The organism is Micromonospora sp. NBS 11-29, assembly GCF_002140155.1.
Classification (GTDB): Bacteria; Actinomycetota; Actinomycetes; order Mycobacteriales; family Micromonosporaceae; genus Micromonospora.
Genome location: NZ_NAPR01000006.1, coordinates 433,703 through 454,808, shown reverse-complemented (window position 1 = coordinate 454,808; position 21,106 = coordinate 433,703). Strand labels below are relative to the sequence as shown.

The following is a 21,106-nucleotide window of genomic DNA, read 5'->3' as shown; positions in this document are numbered from 1 at the left end:
CGCACCCCGAGCCGATGCGGCCGTTCCGGCTGTCCCGCGGCGACGCGGAGCCGCGGTCGGGTCACGAGCCGCCCGCCGAGCGGCCCTCCTGGGCCGGTCCGCCGGTGCCGGTGACCCCGTTCGGCGGGCCCGCGCCGACCAGTGCCCCGCCGGTGTCCCACGAGGCACCGGTCCCGTACCTGTCCGCGCCGGCGGCCCGGGCGGCGGGGGAGCCGGTCGGCGGACCCCGTCGCCTACCGGAGCAGCCGCCCGCCGAGCCAGCCGGCCTCCCACCGGTCTCCGCCGTCCCCGCCACGAGCGGCACGGCGCGCTTCGACCCGATCCCCGCGCCCCACCCCACCAGCGCCCCTCCCTACGCGGCCCGTCGGTCCGCCCCCGAGCCGGTGTCGGCCGTCGACGCGGCCCACCGGTCCGCCCCTGAGCCGGCACCGGCCGTCGACGCGGCCCGTCGGTCCGCCCCTGAGCCGGTGTCGGCCGACGCGGTCAGCCGGCCGGCCGAGCCGGCCCCGGCGGTGCTGCCGCAGCGCGTCCCCGCCGAGCCGGACGTGCCCGTAGTGCCGGAGCCGCCAGCAGTGGAACCGTCCGCCGAGACCCCCGAACTCGCCCGTATCGCCACCCACCTGCGTCGGGACGACGAACCCGCGCCGTTGCGCGAGCGGCCCGAGGGCTTCGACGTCAACGCCATCCTCGACGCCGTCCGCGAGGTGGCCGGGGTCCGGGACGCCGCGTTACGGCGTACCCCGGCGGGTGCGCACAGCCTCCGGCTGGACCTGGCCGACGGCGCGGACGCGGCCGACGTGAGTCGGCTGGTGGCCCGCCTGCTCCAGGAACGGATGGGCCTGGCGGCGGCCCCGCAGAACCTGCCCGGTGCGCCGGCCGTACCGCCGCCGCCGGTCCGCCGCCGGTCCGCCGCCGTCCGCGCCGCCGAGGCGCGGCCGGGAACGTCGTCGTCCGGAGCCCGATCCGGTACGCCGCAGTCGCGCGCCGACGAGGAGCCCGACCCGTCGACGCGGGGCGTGGCGTCGCCCGGTCCCGCCGAGGACGACGGGCCGACGCCGGCCGGTGCGGTGCGACCGGCGTCGAACCGGCCGGCCGAGAACCGGTCCGGCGAGGGTCGGTTCGGCGGCGGGGAGTCCCGTGCCGGCCGCTCGACCGACGCGTCGGTGGAGGGCGTCGAGCCCGGGGGTGAGCCGCCGCGCCGACGCCGCCAGGCAGCACATCGGGGCCGGGCCACGGTGGACGAGACGTCGTTGGCCGCCGCGCCAACCGGCATCTCCACCGGCAGCCCGGTCACGCTCGGCACCTCGTACTCCGGTGGGCAGATGACCACGACGGAGACCGCGCCGTCGCGACCGCTGGACACCGGCGGCCTCCCGGGGCCCCGGGTGGTGATCGACCATGTGCTGGTGAGCACGTTCGGTCTGGACGCCACCACGGAGGTACGCCTGCTCGCCGGGGACCGGACGGCCGACGGGCACGCGACCGGGCCGGCCGTCGACGGGTACGTGCTCCGGCTCTGCGCGGTGGCCGCCGCCGCCGCGGTGGACGAGTTGCTCGGCCGGGCCGTGCCCGCCGGTGAGCGGGGCCGCTGCTTCGTGGAGCACGCCGCCGTGGTGCCGTTCGGCAACTGCGAGGTGGCGACCGTGGTGGTGCTGCTGGTCTGCGACGGGTGGGTGGAGCAGTTGGCCGGCTCGGCCCTGGTCGCCGGCGATCCCCGGCAGGCCGTGGTCCGGGCCACCCTGGCGGCGGTGAACCGCCGGCTGGAGGCGCTGCTCGCGTGAGGCGGTGTCGGCCCGGGGCCGGGCGAGGAAGACTGGAGACATGAAACGTGCCGCACTCTGGCCGGACCATGTCCTTCCCGCACATCATGTCCCGCCGCCGTGGCCCGGCCGGCACGTGCGTCTCGACGGCACGCTCGTGTACGTCCGGGAGACGCCGGCCACCGCGCCCGGTGCCGAGCCGGCGCTGTACGTGCACGGCCTCGGCGGCTCCGCGCAGAACTGGACCGACCTGGCCGGCCTGCTCTCCGGCCGGCTGGACGGCCAGGCGATCGACCTGCCCGGCTTCGGGCGCAGCGAGCCGGGCCGGCGGTACACCATCCCGGCCTTCGCCGACCGCGTGGTCCGCTGGATCGAGCACAGCGACCGTGGGCCGGTGCACCTGTTCGGCAACTCGCTGGGCGGCGCGGTCGCGGTCCGGGTGGCGGCGCTGCGGCCGGACCTGGTCCGTACGCTCACGCTGATCTCGCCGGCCCTGCCGTTCCTGGACTTCCGGCGCTCGTTGCAGGGGCGGATGCTGCCGGTGCTGGTGATCCCCCGGGGCGAGCGACTGGCCGCGTGGCGGCTGGCCCAGCTCGCGCCGGAGGTGATGGCCCAGCAGGTGATGGAGTCGTGCGTCGCGGACCTGACCCGGATCAGCGAGCAGCGGCGGCAGGAGGCGATCGAGGAGATCCGGATCCGGCACGAGTCGGCGCACCACGCCGCCGCCTACGTCCGTACGTTCCGGGGTCTGGTCGGCAGTTTCCTGCGGTCGTACCTGCCGGGGGCGGGCGCGCTCTGGCGTCAGGCGGCGGCGGTGCGGGTGCCCACGCTGGTGGTGGGCGGGGGGCAGGACCGCCTGGTCGACGTGCGGGTCGCGCCGCAGGCCGCCCGGGTGATCCCGGACAGCCGGCTGTTGATGCTCGACGGCGTGGGGCACGTCGCCCAGTTGGAGGTGCCCCGGACCGTGGCGCGGGCGGTGCTGGCGCTGCTCGCCGAGGCGTCACCGGCAACCGACCCGTCGACTGCGGACGCGGCCACCCCGCCGGTTGACAGCCCGGTCGTCACGCCGGCCGCCACGCCGGTCGTCGGCGCGTCCGCCACGCCGGCCGGTGACCGGTCGGAAGGTGCGAATTCGCAGGTTACGGCGCTGATGACCGGAACGGGGGAGAGCGGAGGCGACGCCGACGTGGCAGGCTGAGCCGGATGTCCAGCTCCGTCCGTCCGCGTGCCGCGCGGTCCGCGTCCCCGGCCCGCCGATGGCGGGTCGCGCTGGTGGTCTGTGCGTTCCTGGTCGCCGCCGGGGCCGGCATCGGCGTGGCGCTGCGGCTCCCGGCGGCCGGCGCGGACGCACTGGTCACCGACGGGTTCGCGGCGCAGCCCCCGGCCCCGCCGGAGCCGCCGCCGAGCGTCCCGCCGTCGTCCAGCTCGTCGGCGCCGGTGCTGGCCCTGCCCGGTCCGGTGCCCGCGCACGGCAGGGGCAGTTTCGGGTACGACGACCGGCCCGGCGGTGTGCTCGGCCGGTCCGGGGTGCTGCGCCAGTTCCGGGTGGCGGTGGAGAACGGCTCCGGCGAGGACGTCCGCGTCTTCGGCGACGCGGTGCAGCGCGCCCTGGCCGGGCCGGGGAGCTGGGTGGACGGCGGCCGGCTTCGGTTGCAGCGGGTCACGTCGGGCAGCCGGTACGACTTCACGATCTACCTGGCCACCCGGGACACCGCCGGCCGGTTGTGCGGGTCGGGCGGGGTCGACATCCGCATCGGCGGGGTGCCGTACACGTCCTGCCGGGTGCCGGGCAAGGTCGTGATCAACCTGGACCGGTGGCGGTTGTCCGCTCCGCACCTGGTGGCCGCGCGGACGCCGTTGGACATCTACCGGCTCTACGTGGTCAACCACGAGGTGGGGCACCAGCTCGGCCACAACCACGAGGCGTGTCCGGGCCCGGGCCGGGCCGCGCCGGTGATGCAGCAGCAGACGCTGTTCCTGAACGGCTGCCGACCCAACCCGTGGCCGTACCTGGCCGGGAAGCGGTATGCCGGTCCCGCGCTGTGAGCGCGCGAATGGTGAATGATTCTCGCGGCTTGAGTGGTAAATACGGATAACGCCCGAATTGCGTGTCACGCTGGTGCGATGACGTCGTCGTCCCGCCCCGGACCGTGCCGGTGGCGCCGCCACCGCCGTTCGGTGCTGCTGCTGGCGATGCTGGTGGCCGCCGCCGCCGGCACCGTGGGGATCGCCCGACTGAGCGCGCCGCCGAGGCCCGCGCGGGTCCCGCTCGCCACCGTGCCGTCACTGCCGCCGGGTGTCGAGGCCGACCTCCCGGCGACGCCGACCGGCTATCCCACCGCCGGCCCCGGCACGTTCGCGGTGGCCGAGGGCCGGTCACCGGTACGCGGTTACGACGGCCCGCTGCGCCGCTACCGGATCGAGGTCGAGCGGGGTACGGGGCAGGACGTCCACGCGTTCGCCGCGGCCGTGGACGCGGTGCTCGGCGACGCGCGGAGCTGGATCGCCTCCGGGCGCCTGCGGGTGCAACGCGTGCCCGGGGGCGCCGCCGCCGACTTCACCGTCTACCTGGCCACCCCGGTCACCTCCGAGCGGATGTGCGCCGAGGGCGGGCTGCACACCGAGCGGTACACGTCCTGCCGCCTGCCGGGAAGGGTGGTCGTCAACCTGGCGCGCTGGATGACCGCGGTCCCCGACTACGGCGCCCCGCTGGACGTCTACCGGACCTACGTGATCAACCACGAGGTCGGGCACGAGTTCGGCGAGCTGCACCAGAGCTGCCCCGCGCCGGGCGCCCCCGCCCCGGTGATGCAGCAGCAGACGTACGGGCTGGACGGTTGCGTACCCAATGCCTGGCCGTACGTCGGCGGGAGCCGGTACGAGGGCGAACCGACCGACGGCGTCTGACTTATTCCCGGTCCCGCAGTTCGGGCCGGGTGTCCCTCGTCATGGCCGATCCCGGCCGTGGCGAGCGACAATGGCGCGGTCCCACCGCCGATCCCGGGGAGTCCACCGTGTCGTTGCCCCCGCTCGTCGAGCCCGCCGCCGAGCTGACCGTTGACGAGATCCGCCGCTACTCGCGCCACCTGATCATCCCCGACGTCGGGGTCGAGGGGCAGAAGCGGCTGAAGAACGCCCGGGTGCTCTGTGTCGGCGCGGGCGGTCTCGGCTCGCCCGCCCTGATGTACCTCGCCGCCGCCGGTGTCGGCACGCTCGGCATCATCGACTTCGACACCGTCGACGAGTCCAACCTCCAGCGCCAGATCATTCACGGCGTCTCCGACGTCGGCCGGTCCAAGGCCGAGTCCGCCGCCGCGTCGATCCGCGAGATCAACCCGCTGGTCAACGTGGAGATCCACAACACCGCGCTGGACCGGGAGAACGTCAAGGACATCTTTTCCCGGTACGACCTGATCGTCGACGGCACCGACAACTTCGCCACCCGGTACATGGTCAACGACGCGGCCGTGCTGCTCGGCAAGCCGTACGTCTGGGGTTCGATCTACCGGTTCGACGGCCAGGCGTCGGTCTTCTGGGCCGAGCACGGCCCCTGCTACCGCTGCCTCTACCCGGAGCCCCCGCCGCCCGGCATGGTCCCCTCCTGCGCCGAGGGCGGCGTGCTCGGCGTGCTCTGCGCGTCCATCGGGTCGATCCAGGTCAACGAGGCGATCAAGCTGCTCGCCGGCATCGGCGAGCCGCTGGTCGGCCGGCTCATGGTCTACGACGCCCTGGAGATGAGCTACCGCAAGATCAAGGTGCGCAAGGACCCGAACTGCGCGCTCTGCGGTGAGAACCCGACGGTCACCGACCTGCTGGAGGACTACGAGGACTTCTGCGGCGCGGTCTCCGAGGAGGCGCAGGAGGCGGTGGTCGACTCCACCATCACCGCCCGCGAGCTCAAGGAGTGGCAGGACGCCGGCAAGGACTTCTTCCTGGTCGACGTCCGCGAGCCCGCCGAGTACGAGATCGTCCGGATCCCTGGCTCGACGCTGATCCCCAAGGGGGAGATCATCTCGGGCGAGGCGCTGGCGAAGCTCCCGCAGGACCGGCAGATCGTGCTGCACTGCAAGTCCGGCGTCCGGTCGGCCGAGGCGCTCGCCGCGCTCAAGGCGGCCGGGTTCAAGGACGCGGTGCACGTGCAGGGCGGCGTGCTCTCCTGGGTCAAGCAGATCGACCCGTCGCTGCCCGCGTACTGACGTCGATGCCGTGCAGGGCCCTTCCGGTACGCCGGGAGGGCCCTCGCCGTACCTGAGGTTCTGTCCGAGATACCGAGGCGGTACGGCATCCGCGCAGGTAGCGTCACCGCCGTGGTCGACTTGGAAGCGGCGATCGGATTCGTCGTGGCGCACGGCGACGCGGTGGACCGCGCCCGCCTCTCCCGGCTGCGCACCGGTGCGCCGGTGCCGCCGGACGTGCTCGACGCCGCGGAATCCGGCCAGGCGACCGGCGGCGGCTGGCCCGCGGTGCTCGGCGGCGACGTCGCCTCGGTCGACGCGACCTGCTTTCGCCTCTCCGAGCTGGACGACCTCGGCGCGCTGGGCCGCCCCGCCGCCCGGCACGCGTTGGACTGGCTGGCCGCCGGCCAACTCGCCGACGGCGGCTGGGACGAGCATCCCTCGCTGGCCGGGTTCGCGCCCGAGTGGGCCGCACCCGGTGACCCCGAGGCCGGCTTCTACCTGACCGCCGACGCCGGGTTCTGGCTCACCGTGGCCGGGCTGGACGCCCGCGCCGCCGGCCCGCTCGATGACCGGGTCGGCGGGGCGTACGCCGGGGTGGTGCAGGCGGCCGCGCACGCCCTCGCCGCGCGGCTCGGGACGGACGGGAGCTGGCCGTCGTTCCTGCCGGCCGGCTGGCTCGCCGCCGCCGTGCTGCACCGCCAACGGATGTACGACGAGTCGGCCCGCATCCAGGCGGTGCTCGCCGACCGGATCCCGGAGATGTCCCCGGCCGACGTGGCCTGGCTCGCCGCCACCCTGCGGCGAGTGGAGGTGGGCGAGGAACAGTGGCTGCTGGTCTCGGCGCGGCGGCGGCTCGCCGAGACGCAACGCAGCGACGGCGGCTGGGACAGCGACGACGGCCACCAGTTCGACGTGCACACCACATTGCGCGCGATCCGTGCCTGCCGCCCGACGGCGCCCGAAACCCCGGTGTCGGGCGCCCCGTTCGTGGTGCCGCAGCCGGCCGCGCTGCCGACCCCGCCCACCCCGCGTTCCGCCCCGCCGACCTCTCGCTCCGCCCCGCCCACCCCGAGTCCCGCCCCGCCGGTTCCGCCTTCCGCCCCGCCGGCCGTGCTGCCTGCCCCGCCGGCCCCGCGTTCCGCGCCGCCGGTTTCGCCTTCCGCCCCGCCAGTTCGGCCTTCCGCCCCGCCGGTTCCGCCTTCCGCCATCGCCCCGTCGCCGGTCCGAGCTCCGGGTGTCAGCCCCGGCCAGTCCTCGCTTCCCGTCGCGGCCCCGCCGGTGGTCGGCGCTATCCCGCTCGTCCCGCCCCGAAGCGGGCCGCCCCCGATCGATCCACCCGCGGCGGCGACCGGGAGCCCTCGTCAGGTGGCGTAGCACCGTGCTCCTCAAGATCTTGGAAGATTCGGGCCCCCTGGAGGGCCGTTTCCTTCCAAGATCTCGCGCGAGGCAGAGCGGGTGGCGGATTTCGGTCAATGATCGACACCAGCTCGGTGAAGTGGTGGCATCCCCGCCACCGGATACGGCCACTTCGCCGAGCTGGTGCCGCCTCAGCCTCGGCCAGGCGGCCAGGCGGCCCGGCGGCCCGGCGGCCCGGCGGGCGGGTCAGCGCAGGTGGCCGTCGCCGGTGACCACGTACTTCGTGCTGGTCAGCTCCGGCAGGCCCATTGGGCCGCGGGCGTGCAGCTTCTGGGTGGAGATGCCGATCTCCGCGCCGAATCCGAACTCACCGCCGTCCGTGAACCGGGTCGACGCGTTGACCATGACCGCGGCGGCGTCCACCCGGGCCACGAACTCCCGGGCCGCCCGCTGCGAGTCGGTGACGATCGCCTCGGTGTGGCCGGTGCCGTACCGCCGGATGTGCGCGACCGCCGCGTCCAGCGAGTCGACCACGGCGACGGAGATGTCGGCGGAGAGGTATTCGGTGCCGAAGTCCTCCTCGGTGGCCGGCACCACGGCGGGGGAGTGCGCGGCGACCTCGGGCGTGCCGTGCACGGTCACCCCGGCCTCGGCGAACGCGGCGAGCACGGCCGGCAGGAACGTGTCCGCGACGTCGCGGTGCACCAGCAGCGACTCGGCGGTGTTGCAGGTGGAGAGGCGCTGCGTCTTGGCGTTCAGCGTGATCGCCAGGGCCTTGTCGAGGTCGGCGGCGGCGTCCACGTACACATGGCAGTTGCCCACGCCGGTCTCGATCACCGGCACGGTCGACTCCTCGACGACGGCCCGGATCAGCGATGCCCCGCCGCGCGGGATCAGCACGTCGACCAGGCCCCGGGCGCGCATCAGCTCCTTCACCGAGTCGCGCGTGGTCGAGTCGAGCAGTTGCACCGCGTCCGCCGGCAGGCCGGCCCCGGCGACCGCGTCGCGCAGCACCGTGACCAGGGCGGCGTTGGAGTGCGCGGCGGAGGACGAGCCGCGCAGCAGTGCCGCGTTGCCGGACTTCAGGCAGATGCCGGCCGCGTCGACGGTCACGTTGGGCCGGCCCTCGTAGACGATGCCGACCACCCCGAACGGCACCCGCACCTGGCGCAGCTCCAGCCCGTTCGGCAGGGTCGAGCCGCGGACCACCTCGCCGACCGGGTCGGGGAGCGCGGCCATCTCGCGCAACGCGTCGGCGATGGCGGCGACGCGGCCCTCGTCGAGGGCGAGCCGGTCCAGGACGGCCGCGCTCAGTCCGGCGTCGCGTCCGGCCGCCAGGTCCGTCGCGTTCGCGGCCAGCACCTCGGGGGTACGCGCGACGAGCGCGTCGGCCATCGCGTGCAGCGCGGCGTCCTTGGTGGTACGGGTGGCCGCGGCCAGGGCCTCCGCCGCGTCCCGGGCCCGCCGGGCCTGCTCGACGACGCTCATCGTGCTCTCCTTCGCAGGTGTTAGGCGGGGGCCCCGCCTATGCCGAATGCGTTAAGCGGGGGCCCCGCCTTACAGCAGGACGAGGTCGTCGCGGTGGACTACCTCGCGTTCGTAGGCCGGGCCGAGCGCCGCGGCCAGCTCCGACGTGGAGCGGCCGAGCAGTCCGGGCAGCTCTACCGCGTCGTAGTTGACCAGGCCACGGGCCACCGGCGCGCCGGCGGTGTCGACCAGGTCCACCGGGTCCCCGGCGGTGAACGCGCCGTCCACCGCGGTGATCCCGGCCGGCAGCAGCGACTTGCGCCGGCCGACCACGGCCTGCACCGCCCCCGGGTCGAGGTGCAGCCGGCCGCGCGGCGCGGTGGCGTGCGCCAGCCAGAACAGCCGGGCGGCGGGACGCCGGCTGCTCGGATGGAAGTACGTCCCGACGGGGTCGCCGGCCAGCGCCGCTCCGGCCAGCGGCGCGGCGGTGAGCACCACCGGGATGCCGAAGCCGGTGGCGATCCGCGCGGCCTCGACCTTGGTCACCATGCCGCCGGTGCCGACTCCGGACCGGCCGGTCCCGCCGACGTCGACGCCGGCCAGGTCGCCCTCGCCGCGCACGTCGGTGATGCGGGTGCTGTCCGGGCGGGCCGGGTCGCCGGTCCAGAGCGCGTCCACGTCGGAGAGGAGCACCAGCAGGTCGGCGTCGACGAGCGCGGCGACCAGCGCGGCGAGCCGGTCGTTGTCGCCGAACCGGATCTCCTCGGTGGCCACCGTGTCGTTCTCGTTGACGATCGGCACGGCCCGCAGGTCGAGCAGCTTGCGCAGGGTTCGGTACGCGTTGCGGTAGTGCGCCCGCCGGGTCACGTCGTCGACGGTGAGCAGCACCTGCCCGACGGTGCGCCCGTGCCGGGCGAACGCCGCGGCGTACCGCCCGATGAGCAGGCCCTGGCCGACGCTGGCGGCGGCCTGCTGGGTGGCCAGGTCACGGGGGCGTCGGGGCAGCCGGAGCGGGGCGAGGCCGGCGGCGATCGCGCCGGAGGAGACCAGCACCACCTCGCGTCCCTGCGTGGCCAGCGCGCCGAGCGTGTCGACGAGCGTGTCGACGCGGGCGTCGTCGAGGCCGCCCGTCGCGGTGGTCAGCGAGGACGAACCGATCTTGACCACGATCCGGCGGGCCGAGGTGACTGCTTCACGCACCCGCCCATTCTGCGGGTTGCGGTCCGCGCGGCCGTGCCTGGTTCCCATATCGTGACGGCTCGTGACACCTGACGAGTACGTCGAGGCGGTGCTGACGCTCGTCGAGCGGATCCCGCCGGGACGCGTGATGTCGTACGGGGCGGTGGCGGACGCGCTCGCGGAACGGTCGGGGCGGGCGTCGGCGCGGCTGGTCGGCTCGATCATGGCGCGGCACGGTGGCGGGGTGCCGTGGCACCGGGTGGTGAACGCGGCCGGCCGGCTGCCGCCGGGGCACGAGCGTCAGGCGCGGGCCCGGCTGCGCGCCGAGGGGTGCCCGCTGCGCGGGGAGCGGGTGGATCTGGCGCGGGCCGCCTGGACGCCGGATGAGGGGATGTGACCGCGACCATGACGTGAGTAGCATTCGGCTCCATGACAGCTTCGGGCCTGCCCCGCCGGGTGCACCTCGGGTACGCGCTCGGTTCCCTGGTCACCGGCGCGTTCGGGACCGTGCCCGGGCTGCTCCTGCTGCCGTACCTCACCGACACGCTGGGCGTCGCCGCCGGGCTGGCCGCGCTGCTGGTGCTGCTGCCGAAGGCGTGGGACGTGCTGGTCAACCCGATCGCCGGGCGGATCTCCGACCGGACCCGCTCCCGCTGGGGCGCCCGCCGGCCCTACCTGCTCGCCGGCGGGCTGGCGCTGGCGCTGCTGTTCGCCGCGATCTTCGCCGCGCCGTTCGGCAACGGTCCGGCCGCCGCCGCGTACGTGGCGCTCGCGTTCCTGGCCACCGCGACCGCGTTCGCGTTCTTCCAGGTGCCCTACGTCGCGATGCCGGCCGAGTTGACCGCCGACCCGGCGGAGCGTACCCGGATGATGACCTGGCGGATCGCGGTGCTGGCGCTGGCCATCCTGGTCTCCGGCGCGGTGGCCCCGGCGGTGGTGGCCGCCGGCGGCGACGGCGTGCCCGGCCACCGCTGGATGGGCCTGTTCGTCGCGGCGCTGATCGTGGTCGGCGCGGTGGGGGCGTTCCTGGGCACCCGGTCCGCGCCGGCCGGCACGGTGGGGGAGAGCGAGCCGAGCCTGCGGGCCCAGCTCGCGGTCGCCGGCCGCAACCGGCCGTTCCGGGTGCTGCTGGTCTGCTTCGTGATCCAGTCCGCCGGGGTGGCCACCGTGCTGGCCGGCGTGAAGTACTTCGCCGACCAGGTGCTGCGCGAGCCGGACAGCGGCCCGACCCTGCTCTTCGCCTGTTTCGTCGCGCCCGCGCTGCTGGTCATGCCGCTGTGGCGCCGGGCCGGCGCCCGGCTGGGCAAGCGGACGTCGCTGGTCGCCGCGTCGCTGCTCTTCGCGGCCGGCGCGCTCGCCCTGGTCGCCGCGCCCGCGCTGCCGGCCGTCGCGGCCTACGCGGTGGTCGCGCTGATCGGCGTCGGGTACGCCGGCCAGCAGGTCTTCGCGCTGGCCATGCTCCCGGACTGCATCGCCTACGACACCGCGCGCACCGGCCGACNCTCTCCGGTTACGTCTCCTCGTCGACCGGGTCCGCCGCCGTCCAGCCGGACACCGCCCGGCTCGGGGTGCTGCTCGGTTTCACCGTCCTGCCGGCGCTGCTGGTGGCCGCCCCGGTGGTGCTGCTGCGCCGTTACACGCTCACCCCGGCCCACCTGACCGCCACGGCCGTGCCGGCGTGACCCGTCTGCGAGAGGAACACCCGATGACCGACACGGCAGGGACGAGCGCGCTGCCCGCCGAGGGGCTGCCCGCCGCGCGGGTGCTCGACGAGATCCGGGCGCTGCGGGCGACCGACCGTCCGACGCACGGCGGCCGGCTGTTCGCCTACGTCTACGACCCCGGCGTGACCGGCCTGGACGAGCTGGCGCAGGCGGCGTACGCGCAGAGCGCCCACGTCAACGGCCTCGACCCGACCGCCTTCCCGTCGCTGCTGGCGATGGAGAACACGCTGGTCGCCGCCGCCGCCGGGCTGCTCGGCGGCGGCCCCGGCACCGACGCGCCGGACGTGGTGGGCAGCGTCACCGGCGGCGGCACCGAGTCGCTGCTGCTCGCCGTCAAGGCCGCCCGGGACGCCCGCCCCGATCTCGCCGCGCCGCGGCTGGTGGTGCCGGCCAGCGCGCACGCCGCGTTCGCCAAGGCGGCCCACTACCTGCGGGTCGAGCTGGACTCCGTGCCGGTCGACCCGGTGACGTTGCGTCCGGCCGTCGCCGACGTGGCCGCCGCGATCCGACCGGAGACCGTGCTGGTGGTCGCGTCCGCCCCGTCGTACGCGCACGGCGTGGTGGACCCGGTCGCGGAGATCGCCGCGACGGCGGCGGCGGCCGGGGTGCGCTGCCATGTGGACGCCTGCTTCGGCGGCTGGGCGCTGCCCTGGCTGCGCCGGCTCGGCGAATCGGTGCCGCCGTTCGACTTCGCCGTGCCCGGGGTGACCTCGATCTCGGTCGACCTGCACAAGTACGCGTACGCCCCGAAGGGCGTGTCGGTGCTGCTGCACCGGGACCCGACGCTGCGCGCACCGCAGTACTTCGCGTACGCGGACTGGCCCGGCTACACGATGGTGAACCCGGTGATCGCCTCCACCCGCTCCGGCGGCCCGATCGCCGCCGCGTACGCCACGCTGCGGCACCTCGGCGAGGACGGCTACCTACGGCTGGCCGCGTCGACCCGGGACGCGGTCGCCGGCCTGGCCGACGCGGTCCGGGCGACCGACGGTGTGCGGTTGATGGCCGAACCGGAGTCCACCGTGGTCTGCTTCACCGCCGACGACCCCGCCCTCGACCTGTTCGTGCTGGTCGACGAGCTGACCGCGCGGGGTTGGCACACCCAACCGCAGCTCCGGTACGCGGACCTGCCGGCCAGCGTGCACCTGACGGTGACCGCGGCGGTCGCCCCACGGGTGGCCGAGTTCGGCCCCGCGCTGACCGAGGCGGTCGCGGCGGCCCGGGCCGCCGGCCCGGTGGTGCTGCCGCCGGAGCTGCTGGCGCTGGCCGGTGGCCTCGCCGCGGCGGCGCTCACCCCGGAGCTGGTGGCCGGGCTGGCCGAAGGGCTCGGGCTGGGCGCCGGCGTCCCGGACCGGATGGCTGTGGTCAACACGCTGCTCGACGCCGCACCGGCCGAGGTGCGGGAGCGGCTGTTGACGGAGTTCGTCGGGCTGCTCCAGCGTCCGGCCTGGTGAACGCGGAGCGCCCGGCCGGCGCGGGCACGCCGGCCGGGCGAGGGAAGCATCAGGCCGCGTCGGTCAACCGGACGGTGAACGAGGCGGCGTTGTCCGTCGGGTCGGCGTCGGCCACCGTCTCGCCGTACCACTGGGTGTTCAGGTGGAACGTGACGGTGCCGAGGTCACCCGGCACGGTGCCCGGCTCGGCGTAGAGCAGCACGTCGAAATTGCGCTGCTCGCCGGTCATGAACCGCTCGCCCGGCACGATGAAGTTGGTGAACCAACCCGGCGCGTCCTGCGGGTCGGTGCCCCAGATCTCCACGCCCGCCGGCAGCCCGGTCGCCTCGGCCCACAGGTATTCGTGCGCGGTGTCGCCGGCCCATCCGACCGTCACCGGCAGCCGACCCCGGTAGCTGCCGTCCTCCTGCCGGGTCAGCGTGGCCGCCCCGGCCGTGGTGATCGAGGCGCGGGCCTGGGTGTCCTGCACGTAGGGCACCGGGTCGCGCAGCGAGCCGGTGGTGGAGCGGAAGCGAGCCGCGTACGTGGCGCGGTCGGCGATCTCGTCCCGGCCGTCGCCGACGTTCACCGAGACCCGGCCGCCCTTCGCGATCATCGGGACGGCGCGCGCCGGGGTGAGCACCTCGAACACGAGGTCGAACGCCCGGCTCGCACCCGGCTCGATGTCGCCCCCGGGCACCCCGCAGGAGGCGGTCCGCCGGTTGCCCTCGGGCGCACCGAAGCCGCACGCCTCCTCCGGGGCCAGGCCCCGGAACGAGCCGGCGACCGGCTCCACCAGGAAGATGCTGAAGTAGGTGGCGGTCGGGCCGTCGTTGGTCACCGTGACCGGCAGGCTGCCCCGGTAGCCGCGCGCGGTGGGTTCGAGGATCAGCTTGCCGACCGAGACGTCGGCGGTCGATGATGCGGTGGTGGTCGGCGCGGCGCCGGCGGCGGTCGCGCCGACGGTCNGCTGGACATGGTGGTTCCTCCCCGTGATCGAAACATGCCGTGACGTGACGGCATCGACGCAGACCATACCGACGCGGGTCCCACCGGTCAGTCCCCCGTACGCAGTTCGGCGGTGTTGTCCTTCGGTTTCAGGTCGTCCCACCAGCGTTCCCGCTTGTCGTAGTGGACGACCCGCACGCTCGGCGTGACGCCGGGGGTCGGCGTGTAGTGGAACGAGAACGTGTAGGTCCGACTGGCGCCGGCCACCAGTCCGTCCAGCACGCACGCGCCCGGCCCGTCCGACGGCACCTCACGGCACCGCTCCAGCACGCCGCCCGCCGGCTCGCCCACGTCGTAGAAACCGAATCCGGAGAAACCGAGCAGGGGTACGTCCACCGGACCCCGGTTCGTCACCGTGGCGGTCACCGTGGCGATCCGGTCGCCGCTGGCGTCCGGCGTCGTGACGACCATTTCGCCGAGGCTCAACCGGAGGTCCGTCAGCCGGGGATCGGTGCCGAACGCGGTCGGCCCGGCCGTCTGGGCGAAGTGGTCGCCGGTCCAGGAGTAGGTGCGCCAGTGCCGCTGGGGCTTCCACTCGGGGGTGTCGCAGCAGGGTTCGAGGTTGGCCAGGTACGCCCGGACCGTGCCGTCGGCCCGCACCGAGAAGTCCGTGATGTCGCCGGCTCCCGGCTCGGTGCCGATCACCCGGCCCAGCGTGACGACGTGCCGGTCCGGATCCCGGTCGAAGGCGAGCAACTGCTTCGCCGTCGCCTCCCCGTAGCGGCAGCCGACCAGGGCGACCGTCTCGGTGGCGCCGTCGGAGTCGAGGTCGCCGTGGGCCGGGTCGCCGAGCAGCACCGGCACGGACTCCGAGATCTCCCCCGGACCGGGGTCGAGACGCACGTTCCGGCTGGTGCAGGTCTTCGGCATCGTCGGGTCGGGCCAGGCCACCAGGTCGATCTCGGCCGCCAGCAGTTGGGCGCGGCTGATCCGGCCGTCCGGCGGGGCCGGGCTGGCGCTCGTCGCGCTCGGGCTCACCGAGGCGGTCGACGGGGTCGGTGACGGGCTGCTCGCCGACGGGCTCGGCGTGGCGGTCCGCGCCGGCACCGGGGGCGGCCCGGTGCGGCGGTGCAGGGCCCCGCTCGCGCCCACCGGGATCGCCACGGCGAGCACCACCGCCGCGGCGGTGACCATCGCCGCACGCCGCCGTCGACGCCGGACGGTCCGCCGGACCGCGGCCGTCCCCGCCGGGTCGACCACCGGGACGTACGCCGCCCGGAAGGCGGCGAACTCACCGCCCACCAGCACGTCGTCGGGCTCAGTCATGGTGGCTCACCTCGTTCGTGGGGGAGAGTTGGGCGGCCAGCGCGGCCCGGCCCCGGTGCAGCCAGGATTTGACGGTGCCCTCCGGCACGTCTTCCTGCGCCGCGATCTGGGTGACGCTCAGGTCGGCCAGGTAGTGCAGCACCACGGCGCGGCGCTGGTTGGCGGGCAGCCGGGCCAGCGCGGCGGTCAACGCGACCCGGTCCGGCCCGGGCCCCGGCACGTGCTCCTCACGCTGCCGGTGCAGCCACGCCTGGGCCGTCCGCAGCCGCCGCCAGCGGCTGGTGGCGCCAGGTTCCAGGCCACCCGCCGGATCCAGGCCACCGGGTCGTCGTAGCGGGACACCCGGGGCCAGCGCGCGAACGCCCGGCAGAACGCCTCCTGCACCAGATCCTGCGCCTGGGCCAGGTCTCCGCAGTAGGCGGTGAGCTGGACGGTCAGCGACCGGAAGTGGGCATGGTAGAGGTCGTCGAAGTCGACCGTCGCGCGCTCGTCCGGTGTGGCCGGCCGGGCCGCTGTCCCCTCGGGTGGCGGGTCCTCGACCCGCGGCTCCCTGGTCACCGTCATGTGGTCCTCCCCGTGAACATGCCGCCGGCGCGGTCACACCGGTCACACGTCCCGACGACGGCCGAGGTTGCGCGGGTTGCCGCGGCGGGCGTGACGGCCGCTGTCCGGTCCGGGACAGCGGCGGAAGGCCGGGGTACGGGGCGGGCGCGGCCGGCGGAGACGACGACGCCCCGGCCGGAACGGGTCCGGCCGGGGCGATGCGGAAGACGTCTCCGTCAGTCGGTGGTGACGGTGACCGTGGCGACGTTGTCCGCCGGGGTCAGGTCCGCGGCCTCGGCAAGAAACCAGTGCGCGTGCGCGGTCAGCGTCACCTCGACCGGCACGCCCGGCGTCACGTCCGGGTAGGCGTGCACCCGGACGTGGAACGTGCGCTCCTCACCCGGCATGAACGGGCCGCCGGGGACGAAGAATTCGTAGCCCGTGGCCAGCTCCGAGGGGACCGTGCCCCAGAACGACATCCCCTCGGGCAGGTCGATTTCGATCGACAGGGCCTCGTGCACGGCGTCGTTGGCGGAGCGGATGGTCACCGGCATGAGACCCGTCCAGCCGCCCTCCTCCGGGTCGGCGGCGAGCTGCGCGTTCCCTGCGGTGAGGGTGACGTCCGGCCGCTCGCTCCGCGCGTACGGCACCGGGTTGCGCAGGCTGCCGCTCGACGAGCGGAACAGCGTGGCGAACCGGACCTCGGGGCCGCGCGGCTCCCAGCCGTTACCCACGGAGAGCGCGCCGCCATCCGTACTCATCGCCTGGTCGCGCACCGTGGTGAGCACCCGGAACGGGATCTTGAAGGTCCGGGTCTCGCCCGGCGCGAGGTCGTTGTAGGGGTAGCAGCGCCACCCGTTCCGGTTGCCGACCGGCTCGTTCTCCATGCAGATCATCTGCAGGTCCGCGTAGTAGAGCGACCCGGCCACCGGCTCCACGATCTTCAGTTCCGGTGAGACCGGGGTGGTCCCCGAGTTGGTCACCCGGGCCTTCAGCACGCCCTGGTAGCCGCGGTCGGTCGGGTTCAACACCAACCGGTCGGTGGTCACCGTGAGCCCTGAACCCGGCTCGACGGCGGGACGCGCGGCCGCGGGCGCGGCCATGCTCAGGACGGCGACGCCGGCCAGCGCGGCGGCGGCCAGATGTCGGATGCGTACGGACATGGTGGTTCCTCCCCGTGTCGTGGACACGGCCGGACAGCCGTGCACGTGGCCCGGAACCTACCGGCGCAAGACCCCGGATGAGCACCCTCGGGGACAATCCCGGCAATCCAGCGGCGGCCCGGCTTCCCGGTCCGGGCGCTGTGGTTGACTGTCGGTTCGGGGACAGTGGAGGGAGGCCCGAGGTGCAGCTACCGGCCGTGCTCGGCGAACCGATCCGGTTCGTGCTCAACTGGGGCCGCCGCTACTCGCTCTGGGTGTTCAACTTCGGCCTGGCCTGCTGCGCCATCGAGTTCATCGCCACCAGCATGGGCCGGCACGACTTCATGCGGCTCGGCGTGATCCCCTTCGCCCACGGCCCCCGACAGGCCGACCTCATGGTGGTCAGCGGCACCGTCACCGACAAGATGGCCCCCGCGATCAAGCGGCTCTACGACCAGATGCCCGAGCCGAAGTACGTCATCTCGTTCGGCGCCTGCTCCAACTGCGGCGGCCCGTACTGGGACTCCTACTCCGTGACCAAGGGCGTCGACCAGCTCATCCCGGTCGACGTCTACGTGCCCGGCTGCCCGCCCCGCCCGGAGGCGCTGCTGCACGGCATCCTGCGCCTCCAGGAGAAGATCGCCGCCGAGGAGTCCGGCGTCGGCGGCGTCCCCCGACCCGACCGGCTCGCGCCGCCGGCCGACGCCACCCCCCGACCGGTCGAGGCGCTCACCGCGCCCCCGGTGCGCCCGCCGGCCGGCTGAGTCGCGTCCCCGCTGCACGCCCGGCCCGACTGAGGGCCGCCGGCCGCGCCGAGCCGCGCGCCGGGGTGGCGGGGCCGGGCTAGCCTGCGGCCATGACCGACTCCGCGGAGAAGCGTTCCGCCTTCATCGTCGACGTGCTGATCGGGGAGTTCGGCGCGTCCATGGCGATCGACCCGGCGGCGTTCCGCCGGAAGTTCCGCAAGATGGCGGCCTCACCGTTCGCCTTCTACCGTGGCAGCGCCTCCCTCTTCTACGCCGACCAGCGCGGCGACTTCGCCAGCGACCGGTTCCTCGACGACCGGACCAGCCGGGTGTGGATCCACGGCGACCTGCACGCGGAGAACTTCGGCACCTACATGAACGCCTCCGGCCAGCTCGTGTTCAACGTCAACGACTTCGACGAGGCGTACGTCGGGCCGTTCACCTGGGACCTGAAGCGCTTCGCCGCCAGCGTGGCCCTGCTCGGCTACGCCAAGGCGCTCTCCGACCGGGTGATCGGCGAGCTGGTGACCGGCTTCGCGGGCGCCTACCTGGCCGAGTTGCGGGCCATCGCCGCCGGCGGGGACGACGCGATCGGCTCGATCACGCTGGACAACGCCGACGGCGTGCTGCGCCGGGTGCTCCAGCAGGCGCGGCTGAGCACCCGGGTGGACCTGCTCGCCGCGCAGACCACGGTCGACAACTACGAGCGCCGCTTCTCCCTCGGCGACGGCGTGCACGAGATCGACGCGGCCACCCGGGAGCGGGTCTGCGCCGCGTTCACCGCCTACCTCGACACGCTGCCGAAGTCGACGACCCGGCACCAGCCGATGGCCACCGGCATCAAGGACGTGGTGCTGCGCAAGGGCGTCGGCATCGGCTCGGCCGGGCTGCCGTCGTACAACCTGCTGCTGGAGGGGCACACCCAGGCGTTGGAGAACGACGTCGTCATCTACATGAAGCAGGCTCAGGTGCCGGCGGTCGCGCGGCACGTCGACGACGAGCGGGTCCGGTCGTACTTCCGGCACCAGGGGCACCGGACCGCCGAGTCGCAGCGGGCGTTGCAGGCGCACGCCGACCCGTGGCTGGGCTTCACCGAGCTGGACGGCGTCGGCCAGCTCGTCGCGGAGGTCTCCCCGTACGCGGCGGACCTCGACTGGGCCGACGTGAACGAGCCCGAGGAGTTGGCCGGGGTGCTCGCCGACCTGGGCCGGGCGGTGGCCCGGATGCACTCGGTGGCCGACGACGAGTCCAGCCACGACCTGGTCGACTACTCCACCGAGGAGTCGATCGTCGCGGTCGTGGACGCCGACGCCGACGGCTTCACCGACTACCTGGTCGACTTCGCGCACTCCTACGGGATCCGGGCCCGCGAGGACCACCAGCTCTNTCGTGGACCTGTTCCGCAACGGCCGGCTGCCCGGCATCTGAGCGTCACTGCGTGAAGTCCAGCACCACCTTGATGTCCTCGCCGGTCGACGCGTACGCCTCCCGGTACGCCNGAGACCGGCACCCGGCGGGTGACCAGCGACTCCAGCCAGGACCGGTCGGCGCGGGCGAGCGCCTCGGCGGCCAGCTCCCAGTGCCGCCGGCCGGCGTTGACGGACCCGAACACCACGTTGTTCTCCAGCACCAGCTCCCGGTTCAGCGCGCCCGCGTCGAAGTCGATGGTCCGGCCACCACTGGACACACCGGTCAGGCAGACGATGCCGTTCGGGGCGGCCTTGCACATCGCGTCCAGCACCACGGGCGGCGCCCCGGTGCACTCGACCACCACGTCCGGGTGCAGGTCCAGCTCGGCGACCGGCGACGTGTGGTACGTCGCGCCGAGCGCCCGGACCAGGTCCGGCTTCGGGCCGGTGGTGTTGCGGTCCAGGACGTGCACGGACAGCCCGCGCTGGCTGGCCAGCAGCGCGGCCAGCAGGCCGATCGGCCCGGCGCCGGTGATCAACGCGGTCTGCGGCTTCCACTCGGCCCGACGGCCGATCCGCTCGATGTGGTCCCAGGCCTTCGCCACCACGCTCGTCGGTTCGAGCAGCATGCCCACCGAGGCGAGGGCCGGGTCCAGGCCGACCGCGAACTTGGGCTGCACCCGCCAGCGGTCCCGGGCGAAGCCGGGCAACCCCTTGATGCCGTGCTCCGTGTACTGCCCGTTGCGGCACATGTCCCACTCGTCCACCGCGCAGTTGGCGCACGGCACCGGGTCCGGGTGCCGGACCACACCGGCCACCAGGTCGCCGGGGTGCAGCGTGCCGGTCGGGTCCTCCAGCACCCGGCCCAGCGACTCGTGCCCGAGCACCAGCCGCTCCTGACCCGGCGGGGCCTCCCCGTACCCCCCGGCGATGATCTCCTGATCGGTGCCGCAGACACCCACGGCCAGCGCCTCGACCAGGATCGCGCCCTCCTCGGGCGTCGGCTCGGGCCACTCGTCGATGAGCCGCAGCGAGTCCGGGACACCGGGGGTCACAGTCACAGCGCGCACGTTGCTCATCTTTCCCCGCCGGCCGCCGGTCCGTCCGGCGAAGCGACGATCCGGGCCCGGACGGCCCGACCCGGCCGGCAGCCGCCGGCCATAGGATCAGCGCATGACTCCGGAAGAGGTCGGCCGTCGGGTGGTCGCGCTGCTCGCGCCCGTCGAGGCCACCGCGTCGGTCTCCGGCGGTCAGGGGTACGCCCGCGCCACCGTCGACGTACCCCCGGCGAGCTGGGCGGACGCGGTGCGCGCGGCGCGCGACGAGCTGGGATGCGACTTCCTGGACTGGCTGTCGGCGGTGGACGAACTGGCCGACGGCTTCGACGTGGTGGCGCACCTCTGGTCGGTCCGGCACCGGCACGGGCTGCTGCTGCGTACCCGGGTGCCCCGCGCGACGCCGGTCGTCGCGTCCGTGGTCGACGTCTTCGCGGGCGCGGCCTGGCACGAGCGGGAGACCCACGAGATGTTCGGCATCGACTTCGCCGGCCACGGTGAGTTGCGGCCGCTGCTGCTGCCGCCGGAGTTCGAGGGGCATCCGCTGCGCAAGGAGTTCGTGCTGGCCTCCCGCGTGGCCAAGCCGNGGCGTGCCCGCGCCGGGGGAGTGGGGCACGACGCCCACGCCGGCCGGCGCGGCCGGCGTCGGCGAGGGCCCCCGAGGGGGTACGCCGGCCCGCCCGGCCCGCGAGCGTCCGGCTCGTCCCGCCCCGGGCGAGCGTCCGGCCCGTCCCGCCCCGGGTGGGCGTCCGGCCCGTCCTGCCTCGGGCTCGGGCTCGGGTGAGGGTTCCGCTCGGCCTGTTCCGGGTGAGCGTCCGGGCCCTTCCTCGTCGGGTGAGC

At 74.7% G+C, this 21,106-nt stretch carries 11 protein-coding genes and 7 pseudogenes; 12 read left to right on the top strand and 6 right to left on the bottom strand.

Features of this window, described 5'->3' with window-relative positions; genetic code table 11:
* The 6 genes and pseudogenes from B1205_RS31160 to B1205_RS09840 all read left to right on the top strand — a co-directional run.
* A pseudogene (locus tag B1205_RS31160) lies at positions 1–1,781 on the top strand (hypothetical protein); the annotation flags it as partial.
* 40 nt (positions 1,782–1,821) lie between these two features.
* Positions 1,822–2,796 (top strand): annotated as a pseudogene (locus B1205_RS09860) (alpha/beta fold hydrolase); the annotation flags it as partial.
* A 167-nt stretch (positions 2,797–2,963) separates the two neighbouring features.
* Positions 2,964–3,806 (top strand): DUF3152 domain-containing protein, encoded by an 843-nt coding sequence (locus tag B1205_RS09855; protein WP_089155298.1) that lies wholly within the window; start codon positions 2,964–2,966, stop codon positions 3,804–3,806.
* A 78-nt stretch (positions 3,807–3,884) separates the two neighbouring features.
* Entirely contained in the window at positions 3,885–4,667 is a 783-nt protein-coding gene (locus tag B1205_RS09850) for a DUF3152 domain-containing protein (protein ID WP_089155297.1), read from the top strand.
* A 41-nt stretch (positions 4,668–4,708) separates the two neighbouring features.
* A complete protein-coding gene (gene moeZ / locus B1205_RS09845) occupies positions 4,709–5,956 on the top strand; it encodes an adenylyltransferase/sulfurtransferase MoeZ (RefSeq protein ID WP_176308508.1) in 1,248 nt (415 codons plus the stop codon).
* Between the two features lie 111 nt (positions 5,957–6,067).
* On the top strand, positions 6,068–7,312 hold the full coding sequence (locus B1205_RS09840; protein WP_089155295.1) for a hypothetical protein: 1,245 nt from the start codon (positions 6,068–6,070) through the stop codon (positions 7,310–7,312).
* Positions 7,313–7,540: 228 nt separating this feature from the next.
* Here the strand turns inward: B1205_RS09840 and B1205_RS09835 are convergent, their stop codons facing one another.
* Both B1205_RS09835 and proB read right to left on the bottom strand, forming a co-directional pair.
* A complete protein-coding gene (locus tag B1205_RS09835) occupies positions 7,541–8,830 on the bottom strand; it encodes a glutamate-5-semialdehyde dehydrogenase (RefSeq protein WP_254909831.1) in 1,290 nt (429 codons plus the stop codon).
* Positions 8,831–8,851: 21 nt separating this feature from the next.
* Positions 8,852–10,009, bottom strand: a complete 1,158-nt coding sequence (gene proB, locus B1205_RS09830; RefSeq protein WP_089155293.1) for a glutamate 5-kinase — start codon at positions 10,007–10,009, stop codon at positions 8,852–8,854.
* A 13-nt stretch (positions 10,010–10,022) separates the two neighbouring features.
* Here proB and B1205_RS09825 point away from each other — a divergent pair, with 13 nt between their 5' ends.
* From B1205_RS09825 to B1205_RS09815, 3 genes and pseudogenes are all read left to right on the top strand, one after another.
* Positions 10,023–10,337 (top strand): MGMT family protein, encoded by a 315-nt coding sequence (locus tag B1205_RS09825; protein WP_089155292.1) that lies wholly within the window; start codon positions 10,023–10,025, stop codon positions 10,335–10,337.
* A 32-nt stretch (positions 10,338–10,369) separates the two neighbouring features.
* Positions 10,370–11,616, top strand: a pseudogene (locus B1205_RS09820) (MFS transporter); the annotation flags it as partial.
* A gap of 29 nt (positions 11,617–11,645) precedes the next feature.
* Complete coding sequence (locus B1205_RS09815; RefSeq protein WP_089155291.1) at positions 11,646–13,118, top strand: pyridoxal phosphate-dependent decarboxylase family protein; 1,473 nt, start codon at positions 11,646–11,648, stop codon at positions 13,116–13,118.
* A gap of 1,035 nt (positions 13,119–14,153) precedes the next feature.
* On the opposite strand, the gene B1205_RS09805 is transcribed toward B1205_RS09815, so the two are convergent.
* The 3 genes and pseudogenes from B1205_RS09805 to B1205_RS09795 form a co-directional block, all read right to left on the bottom strand.
* On the bottom strand, positions 14,154–15,371 hold the full coding sequence (locus tag B1205_RS09805; protein WP_089155289.1) for a hypothetical protein: 1,218 nt from the start codon (positions 15,369–15,371) through the stop codon (positions 14,154–14,156).
* Positions 15,364–15,935, bottom strand: a pseudogene (locus B1205_RS09800) (SigE family RNA polymerase sigma factor). Before B1205_RS09800 ends, B1205_RS09805 begins: the two are co-directional and overlap by 8 nt.
* 215 nt (positions 15,936–16,150) lie before the next feature.
* The gene (locus B1205_RS09795; protein WP_089155288.1) at positions 16,151–17,077 is read right to left on the bottom strand and encodes a hypothetical protein; all 927 of its coding nucleotides are present in this window, start codon (positions 17,075–17,077) and stop codon (positions 16,151–16,153) included.
* Between the two features lie 182 nt (positions 17,078–17,259).
* On the opposite strand from B1205_RS09795, the gene B1205_RS09790 reads away from it, so the two are divergent.
* Together B1205_RS09790 and B1205_RS09785 are read left to right on the top strand one after the other, a co-directional pair.
* Positions 17,260–17,820 (top strand): NADH-quinone oxidoreductase subunit B, encoded by a 561-nt coding sequence (locus B1205_RS09790; protein WP_089155287.1) that lies wholly within the window; start codon positions 17,260–17,262, stop codon positions 17,818–17,820.
* Positions 17,821–17,912: 92 nt separating this feature from the next.
* Positions 17,913–19,230 (top strand): annotated as a pseudogene (locus tag B1205_RS09785) (DUF2252 domain-containing protein).
* A 3-nt stretch (positions 19,231–19,233) separates the two neighbouring features.
* Here the strand turns inward: B1205_RS09785 and B1205_RS09780 are convergent.
* Positions 19,234–20,281 (bottom strand): annotated as a pseudogene (locus tag B1205_RS09780) (glucose 1-dehydrogenase).
* Between the two features lie 103 nt (positions 20,282–20,384).
* Here B1205_RS09780 and B1205_RS09775 point away from each other — a divergent pair.
* Positions 20,385–20,910, top strand: a pseudogene (locus tag B1205_RS09775) (NADH-quinone oxidoreductase subunit C); the annotation flags it as partial.
* Positions 20,911–21,106: the final 196 nt, after the last annotated feature.